The following is a 26,559-nucleotide window of genomic DNA, read 5'->3' on the forward strand; positions in this document are numbered from 1 at the left end:
GAATAGCAAATCATTTGAGAAAGGAGAGCGGGAGGGTTAAAAACGACCGAACTTGAAATTGAGGTAGGCAGTCCAGGTTTGAAGCACATCGGGGGCGAAATTATTCGACTTGATTTCGTTGGTAAAGCGGTAGGTACCACCCAGGTCGAGTCGGAAAAATCGGGATACATTGAACTCAATTTCTAAGCCAGGTTCGACAACAAAGAAAGGACTTAGGTCGTGGTAATTGGCCGTAACAACGGTTGTGCTTCCCGATAAGGTATCATAGCCTTCCCAATAATTAATGGCTCCGGCTCCGACAATCACAGGAAAAGCAACGTGAACCGGCGAACGCGGCATCAAAATAGGTTCCAATAGTAGTCCTCCATAACCGCCTGCCAGGTACCGGTTCAACTCAGGGATGTTACTTCGCGCGTTCTTTTCAGCGATAAAAGCATTTCCAGCTAACCCGAGGGTGAACGAATGGCCTATTATCCAACCACCCCGAAGTCCGAATACAACAGAATTACGATCATCGATGGGAGAGTATCCGAGGTTGAATGCACCATACCAGCCGTCCAGCCGGTCGCGGGCAACAATGGTTCTGACTTTGTTGGAAAGTACCCTTCTCTCTTGCTCCTGCGCCAGAGAAATTAAGGGCAGCATAATGAATAACAAAAGAAGGAAGGTTACCTTTTTCATCGGTTAGCAGGTTGCGGGTTAGATTTACTCCATCCGAATGAACGTCCGGAAGTCAATTATGTAGATGAAATTTAGGACTTTTTCAGGAGAAATCCATGAAATAGAAAAGTACAGCTTCAGGAAAGGGAATAAAAAAAACCGGGCTTTTGCCCGGTTTTGGTGGAAAGATCTAACTGATTACGACTTTTTTTGTAAAATGACTGGTCTCAAAGTCGTAATGAAGAAAATAGATGCCTTTTTTGAGGTTTTTTATTTTATTCTCTTCTCTGGATTGGCTGCGTCCAAGGTTCTTAGTAGAAATCTTTTTCAGGAATAGAACTTCGCCATCGATGTTAAACATTTTGACTTTCATGGGTGAACGGTTTTGAGTGGTTGATTAATAGCTTTGGTTTACTCTTTGTGATAAATTAAAAGTATTGTAGTGAAATGACCAACTTTTTTTGACGAACGGTCGATTTTGAGTGGTGAATGTTCAATTTTGAGTGGTGAACGGAAAATTGACACACTGGTTATTGTTTAAAGTACAATAGTGAAAATTGATAAATTGGGGATGTAATTTCGAGGGAAATAGATGAGAAAACGATGGGGAGCATTAATAATAAAAAACCGGTTTCTGAATTTTCAGAAACCGGTTTAAGTGGGGTGGAAGATGGGATTTGAACCCACGACCCCTGGAACCACAATCCAGTGCTCTAACCAACTGAGCTACATCCACCATTTTTCGCGATTGCGGATGCAAATATAGATAATGTTTTTTGATTGCGACAAATCATCGGACAAAAAATATTGGAAAAAATCTCATCTTTCGATTTCGTTACTTTATCAAATAATCCAAGGGCGGCAGGATGGTTTTTTATTCGAATGAGTTTTGAAAAGGAGGTTAATTTTTCATCCGGCAGAGAATCATTAAGTTTGGTCTTTCGGGTAAACAATAAAAAAGCAGAATTTGATACGAAAAGAGAATTGGAATAGCGGAAAATCCCTGCAGATTTTTCAATTGCTCCGTTTCGGGATGCTTGTTTTGATTGGCGTATTACTGACCCATTCGAAACTAAGTGTTGCCGATATTGGTCAATACGAATCATTTCTCTTTTGGGCTGGATTGGCCAGTTTTTTTTGGTTGAATGGATTGATACAGGGTGCATTGCCCATCGCTGGAGCAGAAGAAAAGACCTCAGGCGGAAAACAGAAATCTCCATTCCTCTTCACTGTGTTCTTTGTTCTTTTGGTGTTCTCAACTTTTATCGCTCTCGTATTTACGATACTGTACCAAGTCGGCCTTCTTTCCTTTTTAAGTGGTCACGCCTGGTATTGGTTTCTTCTTTATGTTGTTTTCGGGATACCGGCAAACCTGATTGTTTATGTCTATTTGCTCAATGACCGTCCGATTGGAATGCTGCTATACGGATTCGGTATTTTCGGGTTACAGCTTATGTTAATTCTGTTTGCGTTAGTATCCGGAGAAGGTGTTAGCACGATACTGAAGATACTTGCCTTGGTTGCCTTGCTTCAGTTCTTGTGGCTGGTCCGAATGGTTCTTCGTTATTCATCCATCATATTCTCAGTAGAGCTCGCCCGAAAGCTTTTGGTCCGTTCGTGGCCACTCATTTTAGCTGCATTACTAAGCGGTTCGGCACAATATATCGATGGTTGGCTGGTGACCATTCGTTTCGATCCGGCTGCATTTGCGATTTTTCGGTTTGGTGCGCGCGAACTTCCGGTGGTTGTGCTCATCGCGAATGCCTTCAGCAATGCTATGTTACCAAAATTTGGAAAGCCGGCGGGTTTGGCCAGTAACCTGGAAGAAATCAGGGAGCGTTCGGCAAAGATGATGGACTGGATGTTTCCGCTTACCGCGTTGCTGATGGTTTTATCTCCCCGCATTTTTCCGTTCATTTTTAATCAGGCTTTCGCCGAATCGGCTTCTATTTTTAATATTTACCTGTTACTCATTATTCCACGACTCATTTTCCCTCAGACCATCCTGAATGGAATCGGACGAACGAAGCTCATCAGTCAGGCTTCTTTCTATGAAATTATCATCAATGTCGGATTGAGTGTATTACTGTCTTTTCCTTTCGGGTTGGAGGGCATTGCTATGGCTACGGTTATCGCCTATCTGTTCGAAAAATGTTATCTTGCTTACCAGCTGTTTAGGCTTGATGGAATTTCGGTAGCAGCTTATATCGACTGGAAGAGGCATCTGTTGTTTTCTGCAGGAATATTAACTTTGTTCGTTCTGATTGAAACTGTCATAAATTGAAATAATGGAATACCTGCTTGATAATCCGCAAATTGAAAACACGTACCAGGAAATTATCCGGAAGCTCCGACCTATTCAGAACGGAGCGGTAGCAGAAATGATGGCCCAAAGAGGGCTGGAGTATAAGGTCAATATGGGGGCATCGGTTGTTTCGCTGCGGCAACTGGCAGCAGGTTATACCAGGAATCATTTGCTTGCGCTGAAATTATGGAACAAGCAATGGCGGGAGACCATGATACTGGCTACATTGCTCGATGAACCGGAGCAGGTAACTGAAGAACAATTGGATTATTGGGTGAAGAGTTTTCCGAACATTGAAATGGCAGAGCAGGCTTCGATGAACTTGTTTGTCTACACGCCTTTTGCTTTTCAGAAGGCAAAAGAGTGGTGCCTGGAGAAAAAGAATCTGGTAAAAATGGCTGGGCTACTTTTAATGGGGCGGCTGGCGATGACAGATAAAACGACGGCTGATGAGGCTTTCGAATCATTTTTTGAAGTGTTGCCCCCGCTTTCCAAGGATCCGGAATTATCGAGTATTTTCATTCGATCGTTTACGCATCTGGGGCGCAGAAACCTAAATTTGAATAAACTAGCCATCATGTTTGCGCGCACATTAAAAACCATCGATTCGCCTGTTTCACAGATGGTCGCAGATGCGATAATTGAAGAACTGGAGTCCGATTATGTTCAGGAAATGCTGAATGCGAAGGCATGAACGACCAGATGAACGATTTCAGGTAATCAAAATATTGATACTGTCAATTTCAATTTTTACTCTAATTTAGCGGATAAAATACCAAGTCAAGGAATATGCAAGTCAGGGAAGTAAACGATAAACAAACGCGCAAGCTTTTTCACAAGGTAGCACACGAGGTGTATCGTGGCGACACAAATTGGACGCCTCCATTGGAAGCCATGATTGACAGTACGTTCGATCCGCAGAAAAACGCATTTTATAAGAACGGCGATGGTACCCGATGGGTCCTGACGGATGGCGATGGTAGATTGTTGGGACGGGTAGGAGCTTTCATTAATGGAAACAAGGCCTATACTTTCCAGCAACCAACTGGAGGAATGGGGTATTTCGAGTGTGTGGAAAATCAGGAAGCTGCGTTTTTATTGTTCGATACAGCAAAAAACTGGCTGAAGGAACGTGGTATGGAAGCCATGGACGGACCTGTGAATTTTGGCGAGAACCTGTTAAATTGGGGGTTGCTGGTTGATGGCTTTATGCCGCAGGCTTTCGGTATGCCTTACCACAAGCCTTACTACCGCGATCTTTTTGATGCATACGGATTCAAAGTTTACTTTGAGCAATACAGTTACCATCTCGATCATAAAAAGCCCTTTCCTGAAAGATTTTGGAAAATTGCTGGTTGGGTAGCGCAAAAGCCCAATTACCACTTCGAACATGTCCGGTTCAGTAACATTGAAAAATACATTCAGGATTTTAGCAAGATATATGATCAGGCCTGGGCGCGGCACGACAATCATCAGTCGGTAGACCTGGATGACGTTCGGGGCATGATTCGCCTGGCCAAGTTTATTGCCGAAGAAGAATTCATTTGGTTTGCCTATCACAATGACGAACCGGTGGCTTTCTTTGGTATGATTCCTGACTGGAATCAGATCCTTACAAAACTGAATGGAAAGATCAATTTGATCAATCTGCTGAAGTTCTTCTACTATAAAAAGAAGAAAACCATTACGCGTACCCGCATTCTTATCATGGGCGTTGTTCCGAAATTTCAGGGCTCCGGTTTGGAATCAGCTATTTTCTGGCACCTTGACAAGGTAATGAAACGGAAATATTGGTACAACGAGGTTGAGATGTCGTGGGTTGGAGATTTCAATCCGAAAATGGTAGCCATGTATAAATCGGTTGGTGGAGTACATGCCAAAACGCATTACACGATGCGCTACCTGTTCGATCCGAACCAGCCGTTTGAGCGTGCCCCAAAGTTGATGAAAGATGTGCGTCTTTTGCGCGAGGAACGCAAAAACAAAGAGAAAAACGAAGCAACTGAAACCAAGAAAGAAGATTGATTTCAGTTCAGTTTCAGTATATTATTTAGACAAATCTTTTGTTGAATTCTTTTGCAGATTTCTTAAGTATATATATCTTTGCAAACCGTTTGGAAAAGTAAGAAATTCAGAATAAGATATTAAACGAGGAAAAAATGAAAAAGGGAATACATCCGGAAAATTATCGAATGGTGGTCTTCAAAGATATGTCCAACGGACATACATTTATCACCAAATCGGCTGCCCCTTCACGGGAAAATGTTGAAATTGATGGTGTTGAGTATCCGCTGATTAAACTGGAAATCTCAAGTACCTCTCACCCTTTCTATACTGGTAAGATGAAATTGGTTGACACCGCTGGACGTGTTGACAAGTTCATGAACCGTTACCAGAAACACATGGACAATAGAAAAAAGTAATCAACTTTTAGTATATGAAGGAAGCCTCGTAATCATTACGGGGCTTTTTTTGTTGTAAGAGTCATTCGGTAGAGCCGGCAGTAATGCGTAACACGTGATTTTGGCATAGGAATTGACCTGTTAACCCACAGCTTGTGAAAATGAAAAACAACGACAATATGTCATTAGAGAGATCATACATGAAACGAGATAGTCAAAAACATAAGTTCGTATTTAGCAGTTTAATGGAGGACCAGGGGGAATTTATTCCAATTATTGCCGATGGTGATGAGTCAGATTTTAAATCGGTTGAAGTGCCGGAAAGTCTGCCAATATTGCCGCTTCGGAATGCTGTTTTGTTTCCCGGAGTGGTGATGCCAATAACCGTGGGGCGACAGAAATCGCTGAAACTCATCCGCGATGTATATGCCGGTGACAAATTACTGGGAACAGTTACCCAAAAGGATGGCAAAGTAGAAGAACCGCAAACCGAAGATCTTTTCCCGGTAGGAACAATGGCCGAAATCCTGAAAATTTTGGAGATGCCTGATGGTACGACCTCCATTATTATCCAGGGAAAACGAAGAATTAAGGTTGCCGGAATTACCGAACAATTGCCTTACATGAAGGCGCTTGTGCATCCGTATGATGAACACGAGTTGGACAATGAGGACTCTGAATTTGGTGTGGTGATAGAATCACTGAAGGATTTGTCGCTCAAGTTGATGAAATATACCGGTAATGTTCCGCCAGAGGCCCAGTTTGCCATCAAGAATATTGAGAGCCCGACTTTCCTCATCAATTTCATTTGTAACAATGTCGAGCTTGAAACGCACGAAAAACAAGAGTTGCTCGAAGAGAATGACATTCGTAGCCGCGGAAACCAGCTGATGGGCTTCCTGGTTCGTGAGGTTCAAGTGATGGAGTTGAAAAAAGATATTCAGCGTAAGGTGAAGGTTGATTTGGATCAACAACAACGTGAATATCTTCTTAATCAGCAAATAAAAACCATTCAGGATGAACTTGGCGGAAACCCCATTGAGAAGGAGATTGAGGAGCTGAAGAAACGGGGAGCCGAGATGAAGTGGAATGAAGAAATGGCAGGCTTTTTCAACAAGGAAGTGGAAAAGCTGAACCGGATGAACCCGGCTGCCGGAGAATATTCCATTCAGGTGGGTTACCTCGAAACCTTGCTCGATCTCCCATGGAACGCATACACCGAGGATAATTTCGATTTGCAACATGCCGAAAAAGTGCTGGATGATGACCATTATGGTTTGGAGAAGGTGAAGGAGCGTATCCTGGAGCATTTGGCAGTACTCAAGTTGAAAGGTGATATGAAATCGCCCATTCTCTGTTTGTACGGACCTCCCGGAGTAGGTAAAACTTCACTGGGTAAATCCATCGCTCGCTCACTGGGCCGGAAATACATCCGGATGAGTCTGGGCGGTCTGCACGATGAGGCGGAGATTCGCGGACACCGGAAAACGTATATTGGCGCTATGCCCGGACGTATTATCCAGAACCTGAAGAAGGCGGGTTCTGCCAATCCGGTTTTTATTCTTGACGAGATAGACAAGGTCTCACAGGATTTTCATGGCGATCCGGCTTCCGCGTTGTTGGAAGTATTGGATCCCGAACAGAATTCGGAATTCCACGATAACTACCTGGACGTCGACTTTGACCTTTCGCGTGTCATGTTCATTGCTACCGCGAATACATTGAGCACCATACAACCGGCACTTCGCGACCGGATGGAATTGATTGATGTAAGTGGTTACCTGGTTGAGGAGAAGACTGAAATTGCCAAGCGGCACCTTGTTCCCCGTCAGTTGAAGAATCATGGAATGGCCAAGGGAAGTCTGACTTTTCCCAAAGAAGTTTTGGTTCGCATTATCGAGAATTATACACGCGAGTCGGGTGTTCGTGCGCTCGATAAGCAATTGGCCAAGGTGGCTCGTCGTGTAGCGCGAAAAATAGCCTTTGGCGAAAAATATAACAAGAAGCTCAAAGTTGAAGATGTAAAGGAATACCTCGGCGTTCCGATTTATACACGTGAGACTTACGAAGGAAATGAGTTTGCCGGTGTGGTAACCGGCTTGGCCTGGACTGCTGTTGGAGGAGAAATTCTCTATGTTGAAACCAGTTTAAGTAAGGGGAAAGGCCGTTTCACGTTAACCGGAAATCTGGGTGAGGTGATGAAGGAGTCGGCCACCATTGCGCTGGAATATCTTCGTTCGCATGCTCCGGATTTAGGCCTGACTTCTCAGTCGTTTGAAAAATGGGATGTCCATGTTCACGTTCCGGAAGGCGCCATTCCCAAAGATGGTCCTTCGGCGGGTATTACGATGGCCACTTCGTTGGCTTCGGCATTTACGCAACGGAAAGTAAAACGTAATCTGGCGATGACCGGAGAGATTACCTTACGGGGAAAAGTACTGCCGGTAGGCGGAATAAAGGAAAAAATACTGGCGGCCAAGAGGGCAGGCATCAAGGAAATAATTATTTCGCGGCAGAATGAAAAAGATTTGGAAGAGATTAAACCCATCTACATTAAGGGACTAAAATTTCATTTTGTTGAAACGGTAATGGATGTTCTGGAAATTGCCTTGCTGAAACAAAAAGTAAATAGTCCATTAAGAATTAGATAGTGAAAACAGGGAATTGACACCTGTTATTCTTTGTTTGAAAACAGAAAAGGAACTGTACCGACCGGACAGTTCCTTTTTTATGCAGTATAAGCCGGTTCTGATAATTTACTCGGGCAAAATACAAATGCTGAGGATAAATCTGCTAACAGATGCAAAACGAGGAACTAATTTGTATTTTTGTTTATCCGAAATGCTAAATTTATGAGCCAGCGCACCCGCAATGTCATCTTGTTTGTTGGGATTAGTATCCTGATTTTCCTGTTATTTTATTTCAGAAATATTGTCGCTTATATCCTCATTGCCGGGGTGCTTTCGTTGATTGGAAGACCTATTATGAAGGGAATCCAGCGCATTCCGTTTTGGAAAAAGCATCTCGGAAAGATTCCCAGTGCCTTGATTACCTTACTGCTCATGTTGGCGGCGACCATTGGTTTTTTAGCTGCTTTAATTCCGTTGGTGGCTATGGAAATAAAGGATCTATCTGCTATCAACATTACCTCGGTGATGGATTATCTTGACGTGGCTTTTGCTCATTTGTCTGATAAAATGCCACATTTTATTAGTTACAGTGGTGCCGATTCAGGAATGCAGGATTATATTCAGGGACAGCTGGCCAATATGATGAACTTTGGACAGGTAACCGACCTATTCTCATCAGTAGCCGGAACATTAGGGAATTTGTTTCTGATGTTCTTTTCCGTTTCTTTTATTCTGTTCTTCTTTTTAAAAGAAGAGCTGTTATTCAGCCACATTATTCTGGTTTTTGTCCCGCTGAGATATGAGGAAAAAGCCAGGCATGTCATGACCTCCATTAATCATCTTCTGAAGCGATATTTTATTGGTATAATCTTCGAAGTATTAGGCGTTATGACGTTGGATACCATCGGATTTTCCATTATTGGCCTGGGGTTCAATCACGGATTGGTCGTAGCGGTTTTTGCCGGAGTTATGAATGTCATACCTTACATTGGACCATGGATTGGAGGGGCATTTGGTATCTTGGTTGCTATTGCAACACATCTTGGCGATAGTTTCCCGGACGTGACTTTACCGCTGATATTGCTGGTTCTTTTGGTGGTGATTATCGTTCAGGTGATCGATAATGTGGTGTTTCAGCCGGTGATTTATTCCAATAGTGTGAAGGCGCACCCGCTGGAAATCTTCCTGGTTATTCTCATGGCAGGAAGCTTTGCAGGAATTGCCGGAATGATATTAGCCATTCCCGTTTATACTGTCCTTCGGGTTATTGCCCGCGAATTCCTGTCGCAATTTCGCCTGGTGCGCGAATTGACTTCCAATATGATGGATGATTAGTTTTTGGGCTTAAAGCTAATTTTTGTCAGTATTTTAATACCTGCATTATAATTGCCTTTCTAGCTGGAATAGATGTGTTTAGGGGTTGATGCCCTGCAAAAAGCTGCCGTAAAACATGATTGCTTTGGGATGAATATTATTTTGATGCTTTTATCTTGAGCCATTGTAAACAAATGTTGGCGGACAACGCTATACCTAAACGACATACAACAATACATAATATTCAAATTCATTTTTCAGATTCTTAGAATAATAACCAACGACATTTTTATGTTGGGGGGCTTTATGAATGACATGCTTATTCAGAATGAAACTAAGTAAACAACTCCCAATTTATTTTGTTAAGTGGTTTAGTTGGTTTTTTACACATAATGTTTTACACGAAATGAGAATATTGAAGAAAATCGTCCACTTCTATTATGAAGGCTTCAGGCAGATGACATGGGGAAAGAGTCTCTGGGTAATCATTTTAGTGAAACTGTTTGTAATGTTTTTTGTGCTCAAACTGTTTTTCTTTCCAGATTTGCTAAAACAAAATTTTAAGACGGATAAGCAACGGAGTGAGCATGTTATCGAAAATCTGACCAATATCAAATAATCAATTAATCAAATAATCGTAAAACATGAATGAATTACTTGATCTATCCTTGGTAGACTGGTCGAGGGCTCAATTTGCTCTCACCGCGATGTACCATTGGTTATTCGTCCCACTGACACTTGGGATTACATTTATTCTGGCGATCATGGAGACTATCTATGTGAAGACCGGAAATCCTGAGTGGAAAAAAATTACCAAATTCTGGATGAAAGTATTCGGGATTAATTTTGCCATTGGTGTGGCAACCGGAATTATTCTGGAATTTGAATTTGGAACCAACTGGTCTAACTATTCCTGGTTTGTAGGTGACATCTTTGGTGCTCCTCTGGCCATCGAAGGTATCATGGCCTTCTTTATGGAGTCGACCTTTATTGCCGTGATGTTTTTCGGTTGGGGAAAGGTGAGCAAAAGGTTCCACCTTGTGTCTACCTGGCTAACTGCATTAGGAGCTAATCTCTCGGCATTGTGGATATTGGTCGCCAACGGCTGGATGCAATTCCCGGTAGGAATGCAGTTTAATCCGGATACCGCCCGAAATGAAATGGTTAATTTCTGGGATGTGTTTCTCTCACCAGTAGCAACCAGCAAATTTTTGCACACCATCTTCTCAGGCTTTGAGCTGGCATCCATTTTTGTTATTGGTATCTCAGCCTGGTACCTTCTGAAGAAGAGGGAAGTTATTTTTGCACGCAAAAGTATCCTCGTAGCTGCAGTTTTTGGTTTGATAAGCTCGGTTTTTGTTATCGGTTTCGGTCATGCATCAACACAGCAGGTAGCTTACCACCAGCCGATGAAACTGGCTGCCATGGAAGGTCTTTACGAAGGTCAGAATGGTCCTGGCTTGATTGCTATGGGCGTTCTTTCTACCAAAAAAACAGATCCGGAATATAAACAACTGAAAGACTTTTTATTCCGTGTCGAAATTCCCAAAGGGTTGTCTGTTCTTGCCTATCTTAATACAACGCAGTTTATGCCGGGAATAAAGGATTTATTGGATGGCAATAGTGAACACAACATTTTGTCGGCACCGGAAAAAATTGCCCGGGGGAAAATGGCTATCCAGCTTTTGAAGGATTACAAGATGGCCAAGGATGATGGAAATGCGGAAGAAGCTTCTACATTGCGGGCCAAGTTCATGTCTGACGATTTTCAGAAAAATTACTTTAAGTACTTTGGATATGGATACATTAAGAATCCGACCGATTTGATTCCGGATATTCCGATGGTATTCTATAGTTTCCGTATCATGGTGATGTTGGGGACCTATTTTGTATTCTTCTTCATTTTTACCCTCTTGTGGCTTACCAGAGGAACGTTAGAAAAGAAGAAGTGGTTCCTCCGATTGGCGTTGATTACGATGCCACTTGCTTATCTGGCTTCCATGTCGGGTTGGATTTTGGCCGAAGTTGGCCGCCAGCCCTGGGTTATTCAGGATCTGCTTCCTACAGTCGCTGCGGTATCACAAATTGGTGTTAGCGCTGTTCAGGTGACTTTCTGGCTATTCGCCTTTGTATTCACTCTGCTGTTAATTGCTGAAGTGAAAATCATGACTAAGCAAATTAAAATCGGACCTAAAGACGGAGGACACTAACCATGTTTGGATCAATGAGTCATTTAACCCTCCAACACTATTGGTGGGCCATCATAGCACTTTTGGCAGCGCTGCTTGTTTTCCTGATGTTTGTTCAGGGAGGCCAGACGCTAATTTACCGACTGGGAAAAACCAGTAACGAGCGGACCATGATTGTGAATGCATTGGGACGTAAATGGGAATTCACGTTTACCACGCTGGTAACCTTCGGTGGAGCATTTTTTGCTTCGTTCCCATTATTTTATTCAACCAGCTTCGGCGGAGCCTACTGGGCCTGGATGGCCTTATTGTTCGCCTTTATCATTCAAGCTGTTTCGTATGAATTTCGAAGCCGTCCGAGCAACTTCCTCGGAAAACGCACCTTTGATGCTTTTCTGTTCGCAAACGGATTACTTGCAACCGTGTTACTTGGCGTAGTGGTCGGCACCTTCTTCAACGGAGCCAATTTTTCGGTCAGCAACATGAATCTTTCGCGGTGGGAAAACCCGGCACACGGTTTGGAAGCGGTTCTTACTTTCAGCAACGTGGCTTTAGGACTGGCAATATTTTTCCTGGCACGGGTTCTGGCTCTTCTGTATTTCATGAACAGCATCGATCACGAGCCTATTTTCCGGAATGCCAAGAAACAGTTGCTGTACAATACCATTCCGTTCCTGGTATTCTTCCTGTACTTTGTGATACGTTTGCTTTTCATCAAAGGATTTGCTTACGACCCCAAAACGCTCGAGGTATCGATGGAGCCGTATAAATACCTGCACAACTTCCTGCAGATGCCGGTGGTATTGATTATCTTCCTGGTTGGCGTTGTCGGGGTGCTTTGGGGCATCATCAGCTCGCTGCTGAAGGATAAGACCAACGGAATATGGTATGCAGGAATTGGTACCGTATTAACCGTATTTGCTTTGATGTTGGTTGCCGGTTACAACAATACCTGTTACTATCCATCGAATTTCGATTTGCAGTCGTCGCTGAACATCGTCAATAGTTCTTCATCGAAGTTTACTCTTACGGTGATGAGTTATGTATCGCTGATGGTACCGTTTGTATTGGCTTATATCTGGTATGCATGGAAAGCCATAAATCGCGAGAAAATCACTGAATCGGAAATTTCCGGTGAGGGTGAAGGTCATGTTTATTAAACCGAAAAAATTAAGTCTATGTATTTGGAATCGATATTATGGTTGTTGAGCTGGCCGGTACTTATCTATATCAGCTTAAAAGCGGTGCAGTATGCACTCAAAAAATATGAACACAAACTGGAGGAAGAATAAACCGGTTTGTTTAAAACTATTCAAGGGCTGTCTCTATGGAGACGGCCCTTTTTATTTAGCAGACTATTTATGGCGGAACACTAGGCAATCAGTTCATTCCTGCTTTCGCGGAAAAGACTTTACGGATATAACTGTTCTGCATTATAAAAAAGAGGGAAACAACTTTCCTACAGGTAAAGGCGGTGGCCAATGAAGTTCAAACAGACTTCTTCAGGCTAAGGGTGAAAGAGATAAGGATATACAGTAAAATGGAAAGCGTGATGCCATAGAAGCTGAAGAAATAGGTCAGCACAAGAACTGTGAGCAGGAACAGGTAGCGTACCTGGTTACCACTCCATTTCAGGTTTTTAATCTTCAGTGAAAACATGGGTATTTCGGAAACCAACAAAAGCGACATCACTACCGTGAAAAAGAGCAAACTGTATGGGGTGAGGAGTATTCCATCCAATACAGGCATATTTCCGTTCTCAGCAATCAGCGCCAGCGATGCAAAGAAAATAGCGTTGGCAGGTGTTGGTAACCCGATGAAAGAAGTGGTTTGGCGTTCATCGATATTGAATTTCGCCAGTCGCAAACCGGACATTACCGGGATGAAGAATGCACTGAGTAAGAATACCCAGGTCAACCAACCACCCGATGTTCCCACCAACGAAGATACATTACCAAATAGTGCGTATTTCTGTAGCGTCAGCACCATCATTCCGGGGGCCAGACCAAATGATATCATATCGGCCAGTGAATCCAGCTCTTTCCCGATAGGAGAATAGGCTTTTAGTAAGCGAGCGCTCATTCCGTCGAAAAAGTCAAATAAAGCAGCCAGAAACATCGTCAGCACGGCCAGGTTAATGTGCCCCTCGAGGGCAAACATAACAGAAAGACTGCCACTGACAATATTGAGCGAAGTGAGAAAATTCGGAATGTGTTTGCGCATGACTGCCTGAGCTTTTTGATGCGTTATTTCAGTTTGGCCAGAATGGTCTGACGGCCGGTAACGGCTTCGCACATGTCGGCTGTTACTTCTGTGCCAACAGGTAGGAATACATCCACCCGGGAACCGAATTTAATGAAGCCCAATTCACCGCCTTGTTCCATCGTGTCACCTTCTTTGGCGTAGGTGACAACCCGTTTGGCCATGGCACCGGCAATTTGGCGAACCAAAATTTCGGTACCGTCTTCCATTTCAACAACGGTTGTAGTCCGCTCGTTATCGGTTGATGATTTCGGCAGATATGCCGACATGTATCGTCCGTTGTGATGCTTTACGTATTTGATTTTCCCGGCAACGGGCAACCAGTTGACATGCACATTGAACAGTGACATGAAAACGGAAACCTGCAATCTGCGATCCTGAAAATATTCCGTTTCAGTGGTTTCCTCAATGGTTACAATTTGTCCGTCGGCCGGAGCCAGAATGGTTTTGTTCCCATTATTAATTTCCCTGTCGGGATATCGGAAAAAACGAATGGTAAGTGCTAGTACCGGTGTTGAAATCAACAACATAAACGCGAAGAAATAAGGTTCTCCGCTTTCCCATACGAGGCCGTTCAGTAACGCCCAAATCAGCACAGCTACTGCAATAATGGCATAGCCTTCTTTGTGTATTCTCATTGTTGGTCTTAAAAATGCTGGGCAAATTTACGTAAATATTGTTCAGCGAAGAAATACAAGAATAAAATATACCATAGGAATAGCCGTTAGAATGCTATCAAAGCGGTCGAGCAGGCCACCGTGTCCCGGCATAAAACTCCCCGAATCTTTTACTCCTAAGCTTCTTTTAAACATGGATTCAATAAGGTCGCCGAAGGTGCCGGCTACCACGGTAATAGCTGCAATAATGGCCAACGGAAAAAAACTGTATTGGTCCCAGAATTGAGCCAGAATAGCTGCCACAATAATTGCGGCTGCCAATCCGCCGAAGAATCCTTCCCATGATTTTTTTGGTGAAATACGCTCGAACAGCCGGTGTTTGCCAAATTGTGAACCAATCAGGTAGGCACCTGAATCGTTGGCCCAAACGAAAAACAGAAGGCTGAGCAATATTTTAGGCTCATAGGTATATCCCATTCCTTTGGGAAAAACAAAAAAGTTGAGCAAGGCAAACGGAACCGAAATGTATATCACGCCAATGGCCGTATAGGCAATATTCCGGAATGGCATTTCCATGGACTTATTGCGATAAAGCTCGGCAACAAACAGGGAAAGCATTAGCGGAATCAAGGTTAAGAGCCATGCTTCAGACAAGGCTCCCCGGGCAACAAAAAAAGACACCAGGAAAAGAACAATGCCAGCGAATATCCCAAGTTTCTGATGAGGCGCAGCACCGGATTGGGCCAGCAAATCGTAAAATTCTTTCAGTGTAAAACTACTAATGAAAACAAATAACAGGGAAAAGGTATAGGGGCTTATCCAGGTTGCCCCGATAAGCACAGCTACAAACATAGTTCCCCAAAGAGTACGGACTTTCAGATCGTTCAATTTTCCCCGCTTTTCAGATTTTTAATGATGTCCAGCGCTTTCTCTTCATTTTCTTCGCGGACATAAACTTCTATGTCGCCAAAAGTAGTAAAAGTTGAATCTTTATGATTCATGATAAGCGCTTCAATTCCGCTTTCTTCGAGCAGATCTTTGGCCATCTGAGCCTTAAAGTCCTGTCCGGTCATGAAAATTTGTTTCCAACCTTTTTCCATAACATTCCCTTCTTTTGTTTATTCATATTCCGTTAGCAAAACATGCAAGGCTTTGGGACCGTGTGCGCCCATTACCAATGTTTTCTCTATATCGGCTGTTCGGCTGGGGCCTGCAATATGCGTTATCTGCGATGGAAGGTTTTCACCGTATTGCTCTTCCATTCTGATAAGTGCCTCTTCCAGTGTCCGCACAAGTTGCATGGGCGTGGCTACAACCATGTGCACGGCAGGGAAGAAATGTAGCTTTCGTCCGCTGGTGCTACCCGAGTGAACTAAAACTCCTCCGGTTTCAGCAATCAGCCATTCACAGCCGGTAAGTGCTGCCTCTGTTTCCGGAAAACGCTGCATGTTGGAAGTTACCTCTAAACCGGCATCTTTCAAAATTTCTGTCAGTTCATTATCGCGGCAAAATACGAATGGCCATCTATAGTTATCATGGAGTTTGTTCAACGTATTGAGCAGCTCTTCCCGATTTTTAACTGAATGAAATGTGCCTTGAATTTTTTCCAGTTCCTGCTGAAACTGTTCGGTTAACGTAAGGTCCGAAACAGGAAAAACCGGAGAGGGCTTTTTTTGCGCCTTTCCGGTTATTCCGTTTTGTTCGTTTCTCTGCCTGTGGGCAGAATTTTTTATCCTGTCAAGTATTTGTTCCCTGGCATTGGGATTTTTCATGTCAGGCAGTTTCTTTGTTATCCGTTGGCGAATCTTTCGGCGCGGTAGTTGGAGGCGAAGTCAACGGCTTGTTTTCGGTATTGTCAGCCATCGGAACTTCTATCTTTTTTTCCGGTCCCTTTAGCGGATCCCATGGGCGGGGTCCAAAAATCGCTTCCAAATCTTCGGAGAAGATAACCTCGCGCTCGAGTAATTTTTCAGCCAGTTGTTTATGTCCATCAGCGTTGTCGGCCAGAATTTTTCGGGCCCGCTGATATTGAACATCAATCAGCTCTTTAATCTCTGAATCAATCAACTCAGCTGTATGGTCGCTATAAGGTTTATTGAAACTGTAATCCGACTGTCCGGTTGAATCGTAGAAACTTACATTTCCTACGGCGTCGCTCATTCCGAAATAGCAAACCATAGCGTACGTTGTTTTGTACACTTTCTCCAGGTCATTTTGCGCACCGGAAGAGATCGTACCAAATACGTTTTCTTCCGCGGCCCTGCCTCCAAGTGTTGCACAAACTTCGTCCAGCATCTGCTCACGCGTGGTAATCTGTCTTTCTTCCGGAAGATACCAGGCTGCACCTAAGGCTTTCCCGCGAGGAACAATGGTTACTTTTACCAGCGGATGCGCGTGCTCCAGCAACCAACTAACGGTAGCATGTCCCGCTTCGTGGTAGGCAATGGTTGCCTTCTCATCCGGCGATATAATTTTATTCTTTTTCTCAAGTCCTCCAATGATTCGGTCAACCGCATCCAGGAAATCCTGTTTTTGTACTGTTTCCTTCAACCTACGGGCAGCAATCAAGGCAGCTTCGTTACAAACGTTGGCGATATCGGCTCCGGAGAATCCGGGCGTTTGTTTTGCCAAAAAGCCAACGTCAACATCTTCCCCTTTCCGCAAAGGTTTCAGGTGTACCTGGAAGATCTCTTTCCGTTCGTTAATATCCGGTAGTTCTACATGAATCTGTCGATCGAAACGTCCTGCACGCATCAGGGCACGGTCGAGGATATCGGCGCGGTTGGTGGCTGCCAGAATGATGACTCCGGAATTGGTATCGAAACCATCCATTTCGGTCAGCAACTGGTTCAGTGTATTCTCGCGCTCGTCGTTCGAGCCCATATTGGGATTCCGTCCACGTGCACGTCCAATGGCGTCAATCTCATCGATAAAGACGATACACGGAGCTTTCTCTTTTGCTTGTTTAAACAGGTCGCGTACACGTGATGCCCCAACTCCCACAAACATTTCGACAAAGTCGGAACCTGACATGGAGAAGAAGGGAACATTTGCTTCACCGGCTACGGCACGGGCGAGTAATGTTTTCCCGGTTCCGGGAGGTCCAACCAGCAATGCACCTTTCGGAATTTTTCCTCCCAGTTTGGTGTATCGTCCGGGGTTCCTCAGGAATTCCACAATCTCCTCGATTTCCTGTTTCGCTTCGGCGAGTCCGGCAACATCTTTGAAAGTTGTGCTGACACGAGAATCTTTATCGAAAACTTTTGCCTGCGATTTTCCGACATTGAAGATATTAGAACCTGCACCTCCTCCGGCACCACGGCTCATTCGGCGGAAAATCCACCACCAGATAGCGACCAGCAACAAAATGGGCAGCATCCAGTTCATGATGTCTATGAAAATGTCCCGTCGTGTTTCGTAGGTCAGAATTACCTGATCCTTTTCGGGAAGATCCGCCTGAACTTGTTTCAGATTTTGCTCGAAAGTGTCGACCGAACCGATGATAAAGTAAAACTGAGGTCCTGCTTTGGTTGGAGTACCAAAACCCTTGTCAAATTTCGATTTATATTTTTCGTAAGCGCTATCTTTCAGGAATATCTCAGCCCGCTCGCGGTTAACGACGACTATTTTCTTAATGTCACCATTCTTCAGCATGGTGTTTTTCACTTCGCGCCAATTGGTTTCGACGGGAGAACCGCCCGAACCAAAATACTGAAGCGCAATGAAGATCAGGATAATAATCCCATAAATATAAATGGGATTAAACTTGGGATTAAAGCGACCTTTGCCACCACCTTGCGGCTTATTGTTCGGCATGCCCGATCCATTATTCTTTTTGATGTTATTATCAGCCATATAGAGTTCAACTTTCTGATTCAATTTGTATAATCCGGGCATCGGCCCATAGTTCTTCCAGATCATAAAACCTTCGATACTGTTCCTGGAAAACATGCACCATCACATCGCCATAATCAAGAAGAATCCATTGAGCATTTTGATATCCGTCCTTATGCCAAACCCTGGTATTCTCAATTTCCTCGACGGTTTCTTCAACTGAATGGGCAATCGAATCGGCGTGTGTATTGGAATTTCCGTGACAAATAATGAAATTGTCACACTCTGTATTACCCAATTTCTTCAGATCAATATTTATGATATCGAGGCCTTTCTTGCGGCGTATTCCTTCAACAATTGCCTCGATAAGATGTTCGGAATCGCTGTTCCGGGTCTTATTCACCATGTACTGAATTTAAAATTACAAAGATAATTTTTTTAACCAGATCGCTGTAAAATTGCGATTTTGTTAAGTTATTGAAAAATTGGTTGCCATCTTTACATCCAAAATGTAATTACAACATGCGCACAATCATTGGCAATCAGATGGAACATCTGAGCCGGACAGACTCGACCAATAACTATGCCAGCAGGCAACTCATGACAAAACGTCTGCCGGAAGGAATTGTTTACTCAACTTCGGCCCAGGAGAAGGGGAGAGGACAAGTAAATCAACATTGGGAAAGTGAGCCAGGGAAAAACATAACGATGAGTGTCGTTCTTTATCCGGAGTTTGTTCCCATCCTCAGTCAGTTTTTGATATCGAAGGCGGTTGCTCTGGCAGTCCATGATTTTGTGAGTGCTTATGTGCCGGATGCGCACATCAAATGGCCCAATGATATTTACGTAGAAAAAAAGAAAATCGCCGGAACGCTGATAGAGAATTCCTTGCGCGGAGGAGTTATTTCTTCGAGCATTGTGGGCATCGGGCTAAATATTAACCAGAGGTTATTTGTGAGTGATGCGCCGAATCCGGTTTCATTATCCTTATTAACAGATCAGCAATTTGATTTAGACGACTGCATGGAGGAACTTTGCGACCGGTTGGACGACTGGTATATGCAGTTAAAAACCGGTGAAATTCAGAAAATCAATGAAGCTTACGAGCGAAGATTATTCCGGATGGACGAATGGGCTCCTTATCGGGCAGGAGAAGAAGAATTCGAAGGGAAAATTACCGGCGTGGATGAAATAGGTCGTTTGGTGATTGAAAAACGGGACGGTACCAAACAACAATTCCACCTGAAAGAGGTGGAATTTATGATTTGATTACGATTCGATTTCACCGGAAGATTCACTGCTCAGGTTAAAAGGAATTCGGCTGACGGCTTCTGCCATTTTATCGATACCTTCTTTTAGGTGTTTGTTCACCATCATTTTAATCATTGGATTCAAATCGGCGTGGAGGGTTAATCTCAATTTGCACGAGTTTTCGTTTACCGGAACAAGTTGTATCCAGAAATGAAACTGAAAAGGAACGGTTCCGTCACCGGTCAACTTAATGGTCTTCTCCGGTTCACGCTCAACAATTTTCATCCCGACTTTACCTATAGGGCTGATTTTAAATGAGCAATTATCGGGTGTCGCCTCAAATTCTTCGATGTTGATTTCCGGAGCGTTCGGTATCTGTTCACGGACTTTTTCAATGTTTTCCGGTTTTAGCAGCGGTTTCAGGTTCTCCAGATTAGAGAGTTTTTGGTAAACAAGTTCCTGACCAAACTCAATGGTCTTTACCTCACTCACATATTTTTCTGTTCCCATGGTATTCGTCTTGGTTAAAAAAATAAGCCGGGCATTGATAACCAGTGCCCGGCTGCAAAAATAGAATATATCGTTTGATTATCGTCCCCAGTGAGCCGGATCTTGTCTCCAGCGGTTCAGATTTTCCAGTTGACTATCGGTAATCTCACCCGATTGGTGTGCTACTTTCAGCAACAGGTTGTAGTTGCTAAGCGAAGTTAGTTCAACATCTGCTTCTTTGAATTTCTCAGCAGCAACCGAAAAGTTGTAGGAGAAGATGGAGAGCATTCCCATCACATCAGCACCGTAATTGCGTAGAGCGGTAACGGCGTTCAGGGAGCTTAATCCGGTAGAAACCAAATCCTCAATGACAACAACTTTTTTGCTTGGTTGTAAGTCACCTTCGATGAGATTTTCCAATCCGTGATCTTTCGGCTTAGAGCGAACATACACAAATGGCAAACCCATTTCTTCGGCAACCAAAGCGCCGTGAGCGATAGCTCCCGTTGCCACTCCGGCGATTACTTCCGCTTCCGGATATTTCTCTTTAATGAGTTTGGCAAATTGTTCGTAAATGAATTTGCGTGTTTCCGGATATGATAAAACCTTGCGGTTATCACAGTAAATCGGTGCTTTCCATCCTGATGCCCAGGTGAAAGGTGTTTCCGGCGATATTTTAATGGTGTTTATAGCGAGTAATCGTTTGGCGACCTCAATTTGTAGAGCTTCCATAGCGGTAGTTGATTTTTGTTTTCATGCAAAATTAACAAGATTTTTTAAGTAGACCGATTAAAAGTGCTGGACGAATTCAACTTAAGATAAGGATCATCTTGCATAAGTGTTTGCATAACACTACTTGGCGGAAGAACGGGCAGCTGCTCTCTTTCGCTGATTTTCGGTGTTCCGGAAAACCCGGATGAACGCGGCCTGAAATCCTCTGGAAACCGCTGGAGCAGGAGATAAAAGTAATTTACCATCGGGGCCTACCAGGTAATAAGTTGGATAATCTTTAACCCGATATTGGTCAGCGAGTTTTTGGTTCCCCGATGCATCGAGCAACGGCCAGTTGTAGCCATTCTTTTCCCAGATTTGCTTTGCGGCGCTAAAATCATCGCCCATCGACACCGAAACGACCGTCATTACCTGCTGATAACGTTGCTGAACATTCTTCAGCAATTTCAAGTCCTCGAGACTTTCGTTGTTATCGGTGCTGAAGAAATTCAGGTACACATATCTTCCATGAAACGAACTCAATGCAGTTTTTTGTCCTGCGCTGGTTTTCAGGTTGAAAGAAGGTGCTTCACTTCCGGTCATCACTTCTGTGAGGTGTTTTGTGACGCCTTTGGCTATCTGTCTGTATTCGGCAGTAGTCGCTTCTGTTTCGGCGTGTTTCAGCGTCAGTAGAACTCCTTTTTTATCGAAGAAGGAAGAATAAAAACCGTCGTTCAATCCTTTCAAAATTGCTAATTCGGCAAACGAAGTATGGTATCCTTTCCCTCTAAAGAACTCTACCAATCCCTTCCAGTTTCCGCTGTCCACCAAAGGAGATATTTTTTCAAATTCTACCGATTGCGCTTTCTTTTTCAGGAAATTGGTAAACATGGTCCGGAACAATTCCTGGTACTTTGAATTTCCCATTTCCACCGGCCGGGTGGCAAAATATTTCATGACGACGGCATTCGGGTTCCGTTGGCTGACGTCATATTCCAGTCCTACATAGTAATACTTCTTCGTCACATTGAAGTAGGCTGATTTCGTATCCGGAAAGGTCTTTTCGAGTTGTGCGATAATCTCACCAGCGACTCGCTGTGAAGCGTCGTGGTAAATTTCGTTTACATTCTGATTGATTTGGTGGGTAAGCTCTTCCACAAACTCCCGTATCTTGAAATTGATATCGTTTTTAGGACGGTTTTTTAAGCCCAGCCAATAGGGCGTGGGTTTGAAATAAGGACTTTTCTTCTGAGCCGGTGTTAGAGGCGAATATTTGGGCAGGATAACATGATATTCCTGACCGGGTTCCACCACCAAAACTCCCTGGTATTTATCCAGGTTGCAATACACCTGATGTGTTTTGGACGTGGGAAATGAAAGTGAAAAGCTTCCGTCGCTGTTAATCGTTGTGGAGGCCAGCTGAACATCTTTGTACAAAACCGGATCGGGATGATAGTAAAAGGTGATGTTCTTTCCTGAATAATCCGGGGCTACTCCGCTGATGGTTACTTCCGAAGCCTCTGCTTGCAAGGCCAGGCTTAACCAAGCCAAGACGATAAAAAACAATCTCTTAATCATCAACTCACGATTCTTCCTGTTCGGTATAAAATTCCTTAATATCCAGTTGTTTGGGAAGGAACATGCTGGCATCGCCGCCGTGACGAAGAATGTCGCGTACAATGGTCGAGGTGATCGGCGTATGCTCCGGTGTAGTTAATAGGAAAACCGTTTCAATTTCCGGATGCATCTTTTTGTTGACCTGGGCAATGGCGCGTTCGTATTCAAAATCGGCAGCAGTACGCAAACCTCTCAGAATGTATTGTGCGTGTACCTTCCGGCAGTAATCAACGGTTAGTCCTTCAAATTTCCCAACACTGACCTTGGGCTCATTCTCGAAAACCTTTTTAATCCACTCTTTGCGCTTGGTAAGTGGATAGAACGGTTTCTTGTTCGAGTTATAGCCAATCATGATAATGATTTGATCAAAAAGCGGAATGGCACGTCTGACGATGGATTCGTGCCCAATGGTGAAAGGGTCGAAAGAGCCCGGGAAAATTGCGATTTTTTCCATTGATTGCTGTTTGTGTATTACAAAACTAAAAAGAATTTCGTGAAAGCCTCCATTTTATTGGAAAGGTGGCATATTTCAGTTTTCCTGCTCGTTTTCCTGAATCACAAGAAAAAAGTTTCCTAAATTGGCGGGAAGAGAAAATATTCATAACCAAATAGAAATCAATAACCATGCTTGTCGAACGCGATCACATTGGCATCTTCGGTAAGATGAACTCTGGAAAAAGTACGCTGATGAACCTGTTAACCCAGCAGGAAACCTCCATTGTCGATTCAACACCGGGAACCACCGCCGATACGAAAATAACTTTACAGGAAATTCACGGAATGGGACCTGTGAAACTCTTTGATACCGCTGGTCTGGATGAGGGAACCGGTCTTGGAGAAAAGAAGCGGAAGAAAGTTCTGTCTACATTGAAAGAGTGTGACCTGGTTCTTTTGGTCATCGATCCATCCAGCACCGAATTCCAGACGGAAGCCATGGTATTGGAAGAGGCGCGCCGCTTGGACAAACAGCTGTTGGTGATTTACAATCTTTTTCAGGCGGTAGATGAAAAGGAAATTGAGCGGGTTGAGGAGCAGATGCCTTACATCAATTTTCACCGGAGGTTGAGATTGACAGCTACCAATCCTGCTTTTCGTCAGCCGCTGCTGGAGTTTATCCTCGAGAATTTCGAATCGAAAAACCAGCAGTTGGAATTACTTCCTTTTGTTGAAAAGGACCAGTTTTATATCCTAAATATTCCGATGGATGAAGAAACACCGCCGGGACGATATCTTCGTCCGCAGGCTATGGCCGAAGAGTATATTACACGCCATTGGGCTTTCCCTGTTTCGTACCGGATGGATTTAGGAAAAGCGCGTAAGGGCGATCCTTCAGAGCGAAAACGCTGGAATGAATTTTTGGCGAGTTTGCAGCGGCGTCCCAAAGCTATCGTTACCGATTCGCAGGCAATGGATATCATGAAGGACTGGGCGCCGGATGACATGCTACTGACCACTTTCTCCATCATGATGATCAACTATGTTAGCCGGGGCAAACTAAATGGTTTTCACGAGGGAATCAATGCTTTGGAACACATCAAAGCCGGAGACCGCATTTTGATCGCGGAGGCTTGTAATCATTCCCGGATTAAAGAGGATATTGGTATCGTACAAATTCCGCGTTACATTCAACAACATTTCCCCGGTGTGGAAGTTGAGCATAACTTTGGCCGGGAGTTTCAGGAAAATAAGGAGTTGGAAAAATACAGCCTGGTCATTCATTGCGGAGGCTGTATGATCAGTGGGCAAAAGATGCAGGCACGTATACGCGACCTGGAAGCAATTGGAGTTCCGTTCACGAATTACGGTATTTTTCTTTCTTACATTCAGGGTCGAAAAAGTTTGGACCGCGTGATGGTTCCATGGAAATAATTAAATAGATATATTGGAAAAATGTTGGGCAGGAGTATTGCGTTAACGCTTACTCCTGCTTTTTTATTCAATGCTTTTGTGTTGATTCGATGATACGAACAAAATATTTCCCAAATCGCCATATCCATCGAATAAGTCAACACCCTCTTTCAATTTGTCAGTCTTAAAGCCGATGATGGTGAGATCAGCATCAATTGAGAAGCGGGAAATAATTCCTTTCCGGTTTTCCCCTTCTTCCAGCGGAATCATCTCCACATTCGACTGACTAATAGGAATTCGTCCCTGCTTGATTAAGCGAATCAGCCGGTCGCGTTCTTCCTCCATTTCAGCATGTGGAACAATCGCGAATATTTTGATGAAACCACGTTTCCATTCCGGATGGCCCAACGTAATGTAGCCTAACAGAATCATCAGGTTTGCATTCTTGTAGTCTTCCGGTTTTATCCAGATATGGATTTCTTTCTTGTACCCGAATCCGCGATAGCCCGTATTCAGGATACAAATATCAAAACCAGCCGATTCGAGCATCGGATAATTCTGGATGGCATCGGTTATGGAATGAGGAGTTGTTCGCGAAAACTCAAAGAGAATCAGGTTGTTTCCTCGTCCTGAAATACCGGAAAGCTGTACGACCTGTGCAATGGCCGAGGTGTAGGATGGTGAGATGATGGTATCGAGATACACCCGGTTCGGGAAACTGGCTGCCATTTTGAGTAATCGTTCAAGGGCATTCTTCGATTCAGCTGTGGTCGAACGATTCAACATTCCTTTGATGAAATGGATGTATGTTCCAAAACCATACCGGTGCGAAATCCAACGCATAAAATCGAATGCCGATTGTCGTTTAAACGTATCGCAGGAGATACAGATGGCAAAAGGCCGCCAGCTCAATTCCCGGTCTTCCCGGTCGGCACGTTGGGCAAAAATCTGCAGTTCGCGGCTTAGTTGGAAAATCACTCCACGGAATAGTTTGTTGAATCCCCGCTTCTCATGCTTGCTCTTGGTAATGAATACATAGGTTAGTGTCATGATCAGCAGAGAGAACGCTGCATAAGGCATATTCATTTTAAACATCACCCAGAAGGAGGCCAATGTTCCAACAAGTGAAATACTCCAATGTGACCGGAATGTCGGACGATAGGCCGGGTCGGCGGCAAAATGCTCAAGCAGCGAAATCAGACAAATGGCTCCATAGGTAATCATGAAAAACATGGAGATGATCTGCGCCACAAAGTTAACGTCACCGACGAAAACAAAAACAAAGGCGATAATAATAGTGATGGTCGAGGCATTGATGGGTTCATTGTCTGCCTTCTTGCCCCGGGCTAACCACTGGTTGAGTTTAAACTGCGGAAAAATATCGTCGGCGCCGATTGCCTGTAAGGTTCGCGGAGCAATCATAATCGAACCAAGTGCAGAAGAGAGAGAAGCGGCAGCTAATCCTAACGGGATGATAGGCCCCCAGGCAGCAATCCGTTGCATAATCAGCTGGTCACCCACCAAATCTTCAGGAGAGGCAGAAACGGCAAATTTGTAGGCCGCCAGAAAATAGACAATCAATCCGGCCAGGGTAGCCCAAATCGTTCCACGCGGAATGGATGTTTCGGGATGTTTCAGGTCGCCCGAAAGACCTAATCCGGCAGCCAATCCGGTAAAAGCCGGGAAGATGATGGTAAACACATAAAAGAAACTGTTACCATTGGGAATCCGGCTGCTCAGGTTGATTACTTCCGGTTTGATGGGCGAATCACCAAAAAAGAAAAAGCCGAGGGAAACAAGCAAAATAACTACGACCCCGTAAAGCGCTTTCATGCCAATGTTGGCACCTCTCAACAGCATCAAAACAGAAAGAATAGCCATGAGAGGAACGGTGATAATTCTTCGGTCAGTCAAAACGATGCCGTAGTTTTCCCTTATCCAGGTGAAAACAGGCTCGAATGCCTCGCCAAAAGCAATCACGTAGAAAGCCACACTGATGGCCTGTGACAAATACAAAGCCAAACCAACAGCGGCACCAATATTCAATCCGAATGAACGGGAAATGATAAAGTAGGCTCCTCCTCCCTGTACCCGCTGGTTTGTGGCAATTTCGGCGACAGCCATAGCCGTGGGAATGGTCACCAGATGACCGATGATAATGATACCAATAACGCCGTAAAAGCCAACCTGACCGACAGCCCATCCAAAACGAAGGAATAGGATGGCTCCGAGAATGGTGGATAATGCCGTCAGAAAAACAGGCATAGTTCCGAAACTGGCTTTTGGATTGACGAGACCGTTAGACATATAATCTGGTTAAATTGGTTAGATAAAAATAAGATTTGGCAACTAAAAAGCAATACAAACTGCCCTAATACACGAAATAAAGTGGAAAGAAATATCTGGTTGTCCGGTCTGCCGGAAAAACGA

24 protein-coding genes, 1 tRNA gene and 1 pseudogene are annotated in these 26,559 nt (G+C 44.0%); 11 read left to right on the forward strand and 15 right to left on the reverse strand.

The window, feature by feature from the left end:
- Positions 1-36 precede the first annotated feature (36 nt).
- From T426_RS0106430 to T426_RS0106440, 3 genes and pseudogenes are all read right to left on the reverse strand, one after another.
- Positions 37-681 carry a hypothetical protein gene (locus tag T426_RS0106430; protein WP_025863351.1) on the reverse strand — a complete coding sequence of 215 codons (645 nt, stop codon included), beginning with the start codon at positions 679-681 and terminating at the stop codon, positions 37-39.
- Positions 682-850: 169 nt separating this feature from the next.
- Positions 851-1,036, reverse strand: a pseudogene (locus tag T426_RS25495) (T9SS type A sorting domain-containing protein); the annotation flags it as partial.
- A 283-nt stretch (positions 1,037-1,319) separates the two neighbouring features.
- Positions 1,320-1,396, reverse strand: a tRNA-His gene (locus T426_RS0106440).
- A gap of 231 nt (positions 1,397-1,627) precedes the next feature.
- Between T426_RS0106440 and T426_RS0106445 the strand changes: the two genes are divergently transcribed.
- The 9 genes from T426_RS0106445 (at position 1,628) to T426_RS0106485 (ending at position 12,660) form a co-directional block, all read left to right on the forward strand.
- A complete protein-coding gene (locus T426_RS0106445) occupies positions 1,628-2,944 on the forward strand; it encodes an MATE family efflux transporter (protein WP_027585429.1) in 1,317 nt (438 codons plus the stop codon).
- Between the two features lie 4 nt (positions 2,945-2,948).
- The gene (locus tag T426_RS0106450; RefSeq protein WP_025863354.1) at positions 2,949-3,659 is read left to right on the forward strand and encodes a DNA alkylation repair protein; all 711 of its coding nucleotides are present in this window, start codon (positions 2,949-2,951) and stop codon (positions 3,657-3,659) included.
- A gap of 95 nt (positions 3,660-3,754) precedes the next feature.
- On the forward strand, positions 3,755-4,990 hold the full coding sequence (locus tag T426_RS22960; RefSeq protein ID WP_051568951.1) for a GNAT family N-acetyltransferase: 1,236 nt from the start codon (positions 3,755-3,757) through the stop codon (positions 4,988-4,990).
- A 134-nt stretch (positions 4,991-5,124) separates the two neighbouring features.
- Positions 5,125-5,388, forward strand: a complete 264-nt coding sequence (locus T426_RS0106460; protein WP_025863355.1) for a type B 50S ribosomal protein L31 — start codon at positions 5,125-5,127, stop codon at positions 5,386-5,388.
- 179 nt (positions 5,389-5,567) lie between these two features.
- Positions 5,568-8,018 (forward strand): endopeptidase La, encoded by a 2,451-nt coding sequence (gene lon, locus T426_RS0106465; protein WP_025863356.1) that lies wholly within the window; start codon positions 5,568-5,570, stop codon positions 8,016-8,018.
- Between the two features lie 201 nt (positions 8,019-8,219).
- A complete protein-coding gene (locus tag T426_RS0106470) occupies positions 8,220-9,332 on the forward strand; it encodes an AI-2E family transporter (RefSeq protein WP_025863357.1) in 1,113 nt (370 codons plus the stop codon).
- Positions 9,333-9,717: 385 nt separating this feature from the next.
- Positions 9,718-9,930, forward strand: a complete 213-nt coding sequence (locus T426_RS0106475; protein WP_025863358.1) for a DUF4492 domain-containing protein — start codon at positions 9,718-9,720, stop codon at positions 9,928-9,930.
- A gap of 25 nt (positions 9,931-9,955) precedes the next feature.
- Entirely contained in the window at positions 9,956-11,521 is a 1,566-nt protein-coding gene (locus T426_RS0106480) for a cytochrome ubiquinol oxidase subunit I (RefSeq protein ID WP_025863359.1), read from the forward strand.
- A gap of 14 nt (positions 11,522-11,535) precedes the next feature.
- On the forward strand, positions 11,536-12,660 hold the full coding sequence (locus tag T426_RS0106485) for a cytochrome d ubiquinol oxidase subunit II (RefSeq protein WP_234406411.1): 1,125 nt from the start codon (positions 11,536-11,538) through the stop codon (positions 12,658-12,660).
- Positions 12,661-12,988: 328 nt separating this feature from the next.
- On the opposite strand, the gene T426_RS0106495 is transcribed toward T426_RS0106485, so the two are convergent.
- The 7 genes from T426_RS0106495 to rsfS are packed head-to-tail and all read right to left on the reverse strand — an operon-like array spanning position 12,989 to position 18,619.
- Entirely contained in the window at positions 12,989-13,723 is a 735-nt protein-coding gene (locus T426_RS0106495; protein WP_025863361.1) for a CDP-alcohol phosphatidyltransferase family protein, read from the reverse strand.
- A gap of 23 nt (positions 13,724-13,746) precedes the next feature.
- On the reverse strand, positions 13,747-14,400 hold the full coding sequence (locus T426_RS0106500; RefSeq protein WP_025863362.1) for a phosphatidylserine decarboxylase family protein: 654 nt from the start codon (positions 14,398-14,400) through the stop codon (positions 13,747-13,749).
- A 42-nt stretch (positions 14,401-14,442) separates the two neighbouring features.
- Positions 14,443-15,267, reverse strand: coding sequence for a phosphatidate cytidylyltransferase (locus tag T426_RS0106505; RefSeq protein WP_025863363.1), 825 nt, complete (start codon positions 15,265-15,267; stop codon positions 14,443-14,445).
- Positions 15,264-15,479, reverse strand: a complete 216-nt coding sequence (locus T426_RS0106510; protein ID WP_025863364.1) for a putative signal transducing protein — start codon at positions 15,477-15,479, stop codon at positions 15,264-15,266. Before T426_RS0106510 ends, T426_RS0106505 begins: the two co-directional genes overlap by 4 nt.
- 18 nt (positions 15,480-15,497) lie before the next feature.
- Positions 15,498-16,151, reverse strand: coding sequence for a LutC/YkgG family protein (locus T426_RS0106515; protein ID WP_025863365.1), 654 nt, complete (start codon positions 16,149-16,151; stop codon positions 15,498-15,500).
- A gap of 1 nt (position 16,152) precedes the next feature.
- Positions 16,153-18,234, reverse strand: coding sequence for an ATP-dependent zinc metalloprotease FtsH (gene ftsH / locus T426_RS22965; protein ID WP_025863366.1), 2,082 nt, complete (start codon positions 18,232-18,234; stop codon positions 16,153-16,155).
- Positions 18,235-18,241: 7 nt separating this feature from the next.
- On the reverse strand, positions 18,242-18,619 hold the full coding sequence (rsfS, locus tag T426_RS0106525) for a ribosome silencing factor (RefSeq protein ID WP_027585431.1): 378 nt from the start codon (positions 18,617-18,619) through the stop codon (positions 18,242-18,244).
- A gap of 116 nt (positions 18,620-18,735) precedes the next feature.
- Between rsfS and T426_RS0106530 the strand changes: the two genes are divergently transcribed.
- Positions 18,736-19,482: a biotin--[acetyl-CoA-carboxylase] ligase gene (locus T426_RS0106530; protein WP_025863368.1), complete on the forward strand. Its 747-nt coding sequence runs from the start codon at positions 18,736-18,738 to the stop codon at positions 19,480-19,482.
- On the opposite strand, the gene T426_RS22970 is transcribed toward T426_RS0106530, so the two are convergent.
- From T426_RS22970 to coaD, 4 genes are all read right to left on the reverse strand, one after another.
- The gene (locus T426_RS22970) at positions 19,483-19,974 is read right to left on the reverse strand and encodes an SRPBCC family protein (protein WP_051568952.1); all 492 of its coding nucleotides are present in this window, start codon (positions 19,972-19,974) and stop codon (positions 19,483-19,485) included.
- A gap of 78 nt (positions 19,975-20,052) precedes the next feature.
- On the reverse strand, positions 20,053-20,685 hold the full coding sequence (gene pyrE, locus T426_RS0106540) for an orotate phosphoribosyltransferase (protein ID WP_025863369.1): 633 nt from the start codon (positions 20,683-20,685) through the stop codon (positions 20,053-20,055).
- A gap of 120 nt (positions 20,686-20,805) precedes the next feature.
- Complete coding sequence (locus T426_RS0106545) at positions 20,806-22,242, reverse strand: TlpA family protein disulfide reductase (protein WP_025863370.1); 1,437 nt, start codon at positions 22,240-22,242, stop codon at positions 20,806-20,808.
- A gap of 4 nt (positions 22,243-22,246) precedes the next feature.
- Entirely contained in the window at positions 22,247-22,735 is a 489-nt protein-coding gene (gene coaD / locus T426_RS0106550) for a pantetheine-phosphate adenylyltransferase (RefSeq protein ID WP_027585433.1), read from the reverse strand.
- Between the two features lie 170 nt (positions 22,736-22,905).
- Between coaD and T426_RS0106555 the strand changes: the two genes are divergently transcribed.
- Complete coding sequence (locus tag T426_RS0106555; protein ID WP_025863371.1) at positions 22,906-24,150, forward strand: GTPase; 1,245 nt, start codon at positions 22,906-22,908, stop codon at positions 24,148-24,150.
- A 63-nt stretch (positions 24,151-24,213) separates the two neighbouring features.
- Here the strand turns inward: T426_RS0106555 and T426_RS0106560 are convergent, their stop codons facing one another.
- Positions 24,214-26,436, reverse strand: coding sequence for an APC family permease (locus tag T426_RS0106560; protein ID WP_025863372.1), 2,223 nt, complete (start codon positions 26,434-26,436; stop codon positions 24,214-24,216).
- Positions 26,437-26,559 lie beyond the last annotated feature (123 nt).

Source organism: Prolixibacter bellariivorans ATCC BAA-1284, from assembly GCF_000621705.1.
In the GTDB taxonomy this organism is placed as follows: domain Bacteria; phylum Bacteroidota; class Bacteroidia; order Bacteroidales; family Prolixibacteraceae; genus Prolixibacter; species Prolixibacter bellariivorans.

Coding starts and splice junctions, on each gene's coding strand:
- T426_RS0106515 (WP_025863365.1), bottom strand. CDS start 16,151: ATGAAAAATCCCAATGCCAGGGAACAAATACTTGACAGGATAAAAAAT.
- T426_RS0106495 (WP_025863361.1), bottom strand. CDS start 13,723: ATGCGCAAACACATTCCGAATTTTCTCACTTCGCTCAATATTGTCAGT.
- T426_RS0106555 (WP_025863371.1), top strand. CDS start 22,906: ATGCTTGTCGAACGCGATCACATTGGCATCTTCGGTAAGATGAACTCT.
- T426_RS0106510 (WP_025863364.1), bottom strand. CDS start 15,479: ATGGAAAAAGGTTGGAAACAAATTTTCATGACCGGACAGGACTTTAAG.
- T426_RS22960 (WP_051568951.1), top strand. CDS start 3,755: ATGCAAGTCAGGGAAGTAAACGATAAACAAACGCGCAAGCTTTTTCAC.
- pyrE (WP_025863369.1), bottom strand. CDS start 20,685: ATGGAAGCTCTACAAATTGAGGTCGCCAAACGATTACTCGCTATAAAC.
- T426_RS22970 (WP_051568952.1), bottom strand. CDS start 19,974: ATGGGAACAGAAAAATATGTGAGTGAGGTAAAGACCATTGAGTTTGGT.
- T426_RS0106485 (WP_234406411.1), top strand. CDS start 11,536: ATGAGTCATTTAACCCTCCAACACTATTGGTGGGCCATCATAGCACTT.
- T426_RS0106460 (WP_025863355.1), top strand. CDS start 5,125: ATGAAAAAGGGAATACATCCGGAAAATTATCGAATGGTGGTCTTCAAA.
- T426_RS0106470 (WP_025863357.1), top strand. CDS start 8,220: ATGAGCCAGCGCACCCGCAATGTCATCTTGTTTGTTGGGATTAGTATC.
- T426_RS0106530 (WP_025863368.1), top strand. CDS start 18,736: ATGCGCACAATCATTGGCAATCAGATGGAACATCTGAGCCGGACAGAC.
- lon (WP_025863356.1), top strand. CDS start 5,568: ATGAAACGAGATAGTCAAAAACATAAGTTCGTATTTAGCAGTTTAATG.
- T426_RS0106480 (WP_025863359.1), top strand. CDS start 9,956: ATGAATGAATTACTTGATCTATCCTTGGTAGACTGGTCGAGGGCTCAA.
- ftsH (WP_025863366.1), bottom strand. CDS start 18,234: ATGGCTGATAATAACATCAAAAAGAATAATGGATCGGGCATGCCGAAC.
- rsfS (WP_027585431.1), bottom strand. CDS start 18,619: ATGGTGAATAAGACCCGGAACAGCGATTCCGAACATCTTATCGAGGCA.
- T426_RS0106450 (WP_025863354.1), top strand. CDS start 2,949: ATGGAATACCTGCTTGATAATCCGCAAATTGAAAACACGTACCAGGAA.
- coaD (WP_027585433.1), bottom strand. CDS start 22,735: ATGGAAAAAATCGCAATTTTCCCGGGCTCTTTCGACCCTTTCACCATT.
- T426_RS0106430 (WP_025863351.1), bottom strand. CDS start 681: ATGAAAAAGGTAACCTTCCTTCTTTTGTTATTCATTATGCTGCCCTTA.
- T426_RS0106500 (WP_025863362.1), bottom strand. CDS start 14,400: ATGAGAATACACAAAGAAGGCTATGCCATTATTGCAGTAGCTGTGCTG.
- T426_RS0106560 (WP_025863372.1), bottom strand. CDS start 26,436: ATGTCTAACGGTCTCGTCAATCCAAAAGCCAGTTTCGGAACTATGCCT.
- T426_RS0106475 (WP_025863358.1), top strand. CDS start 9,718: ATGAGAATATTGAAGAAAATCGTCCACTTCTATTATGAAGGCTTCAGG.
- T426_RS0106545 (WP_025863370.1), bottom strand. CDS start 22,242: ATGATTAAGAGATTGTTTTTTATCGTCTTGGCTTGGTTAAGCCTGGCC.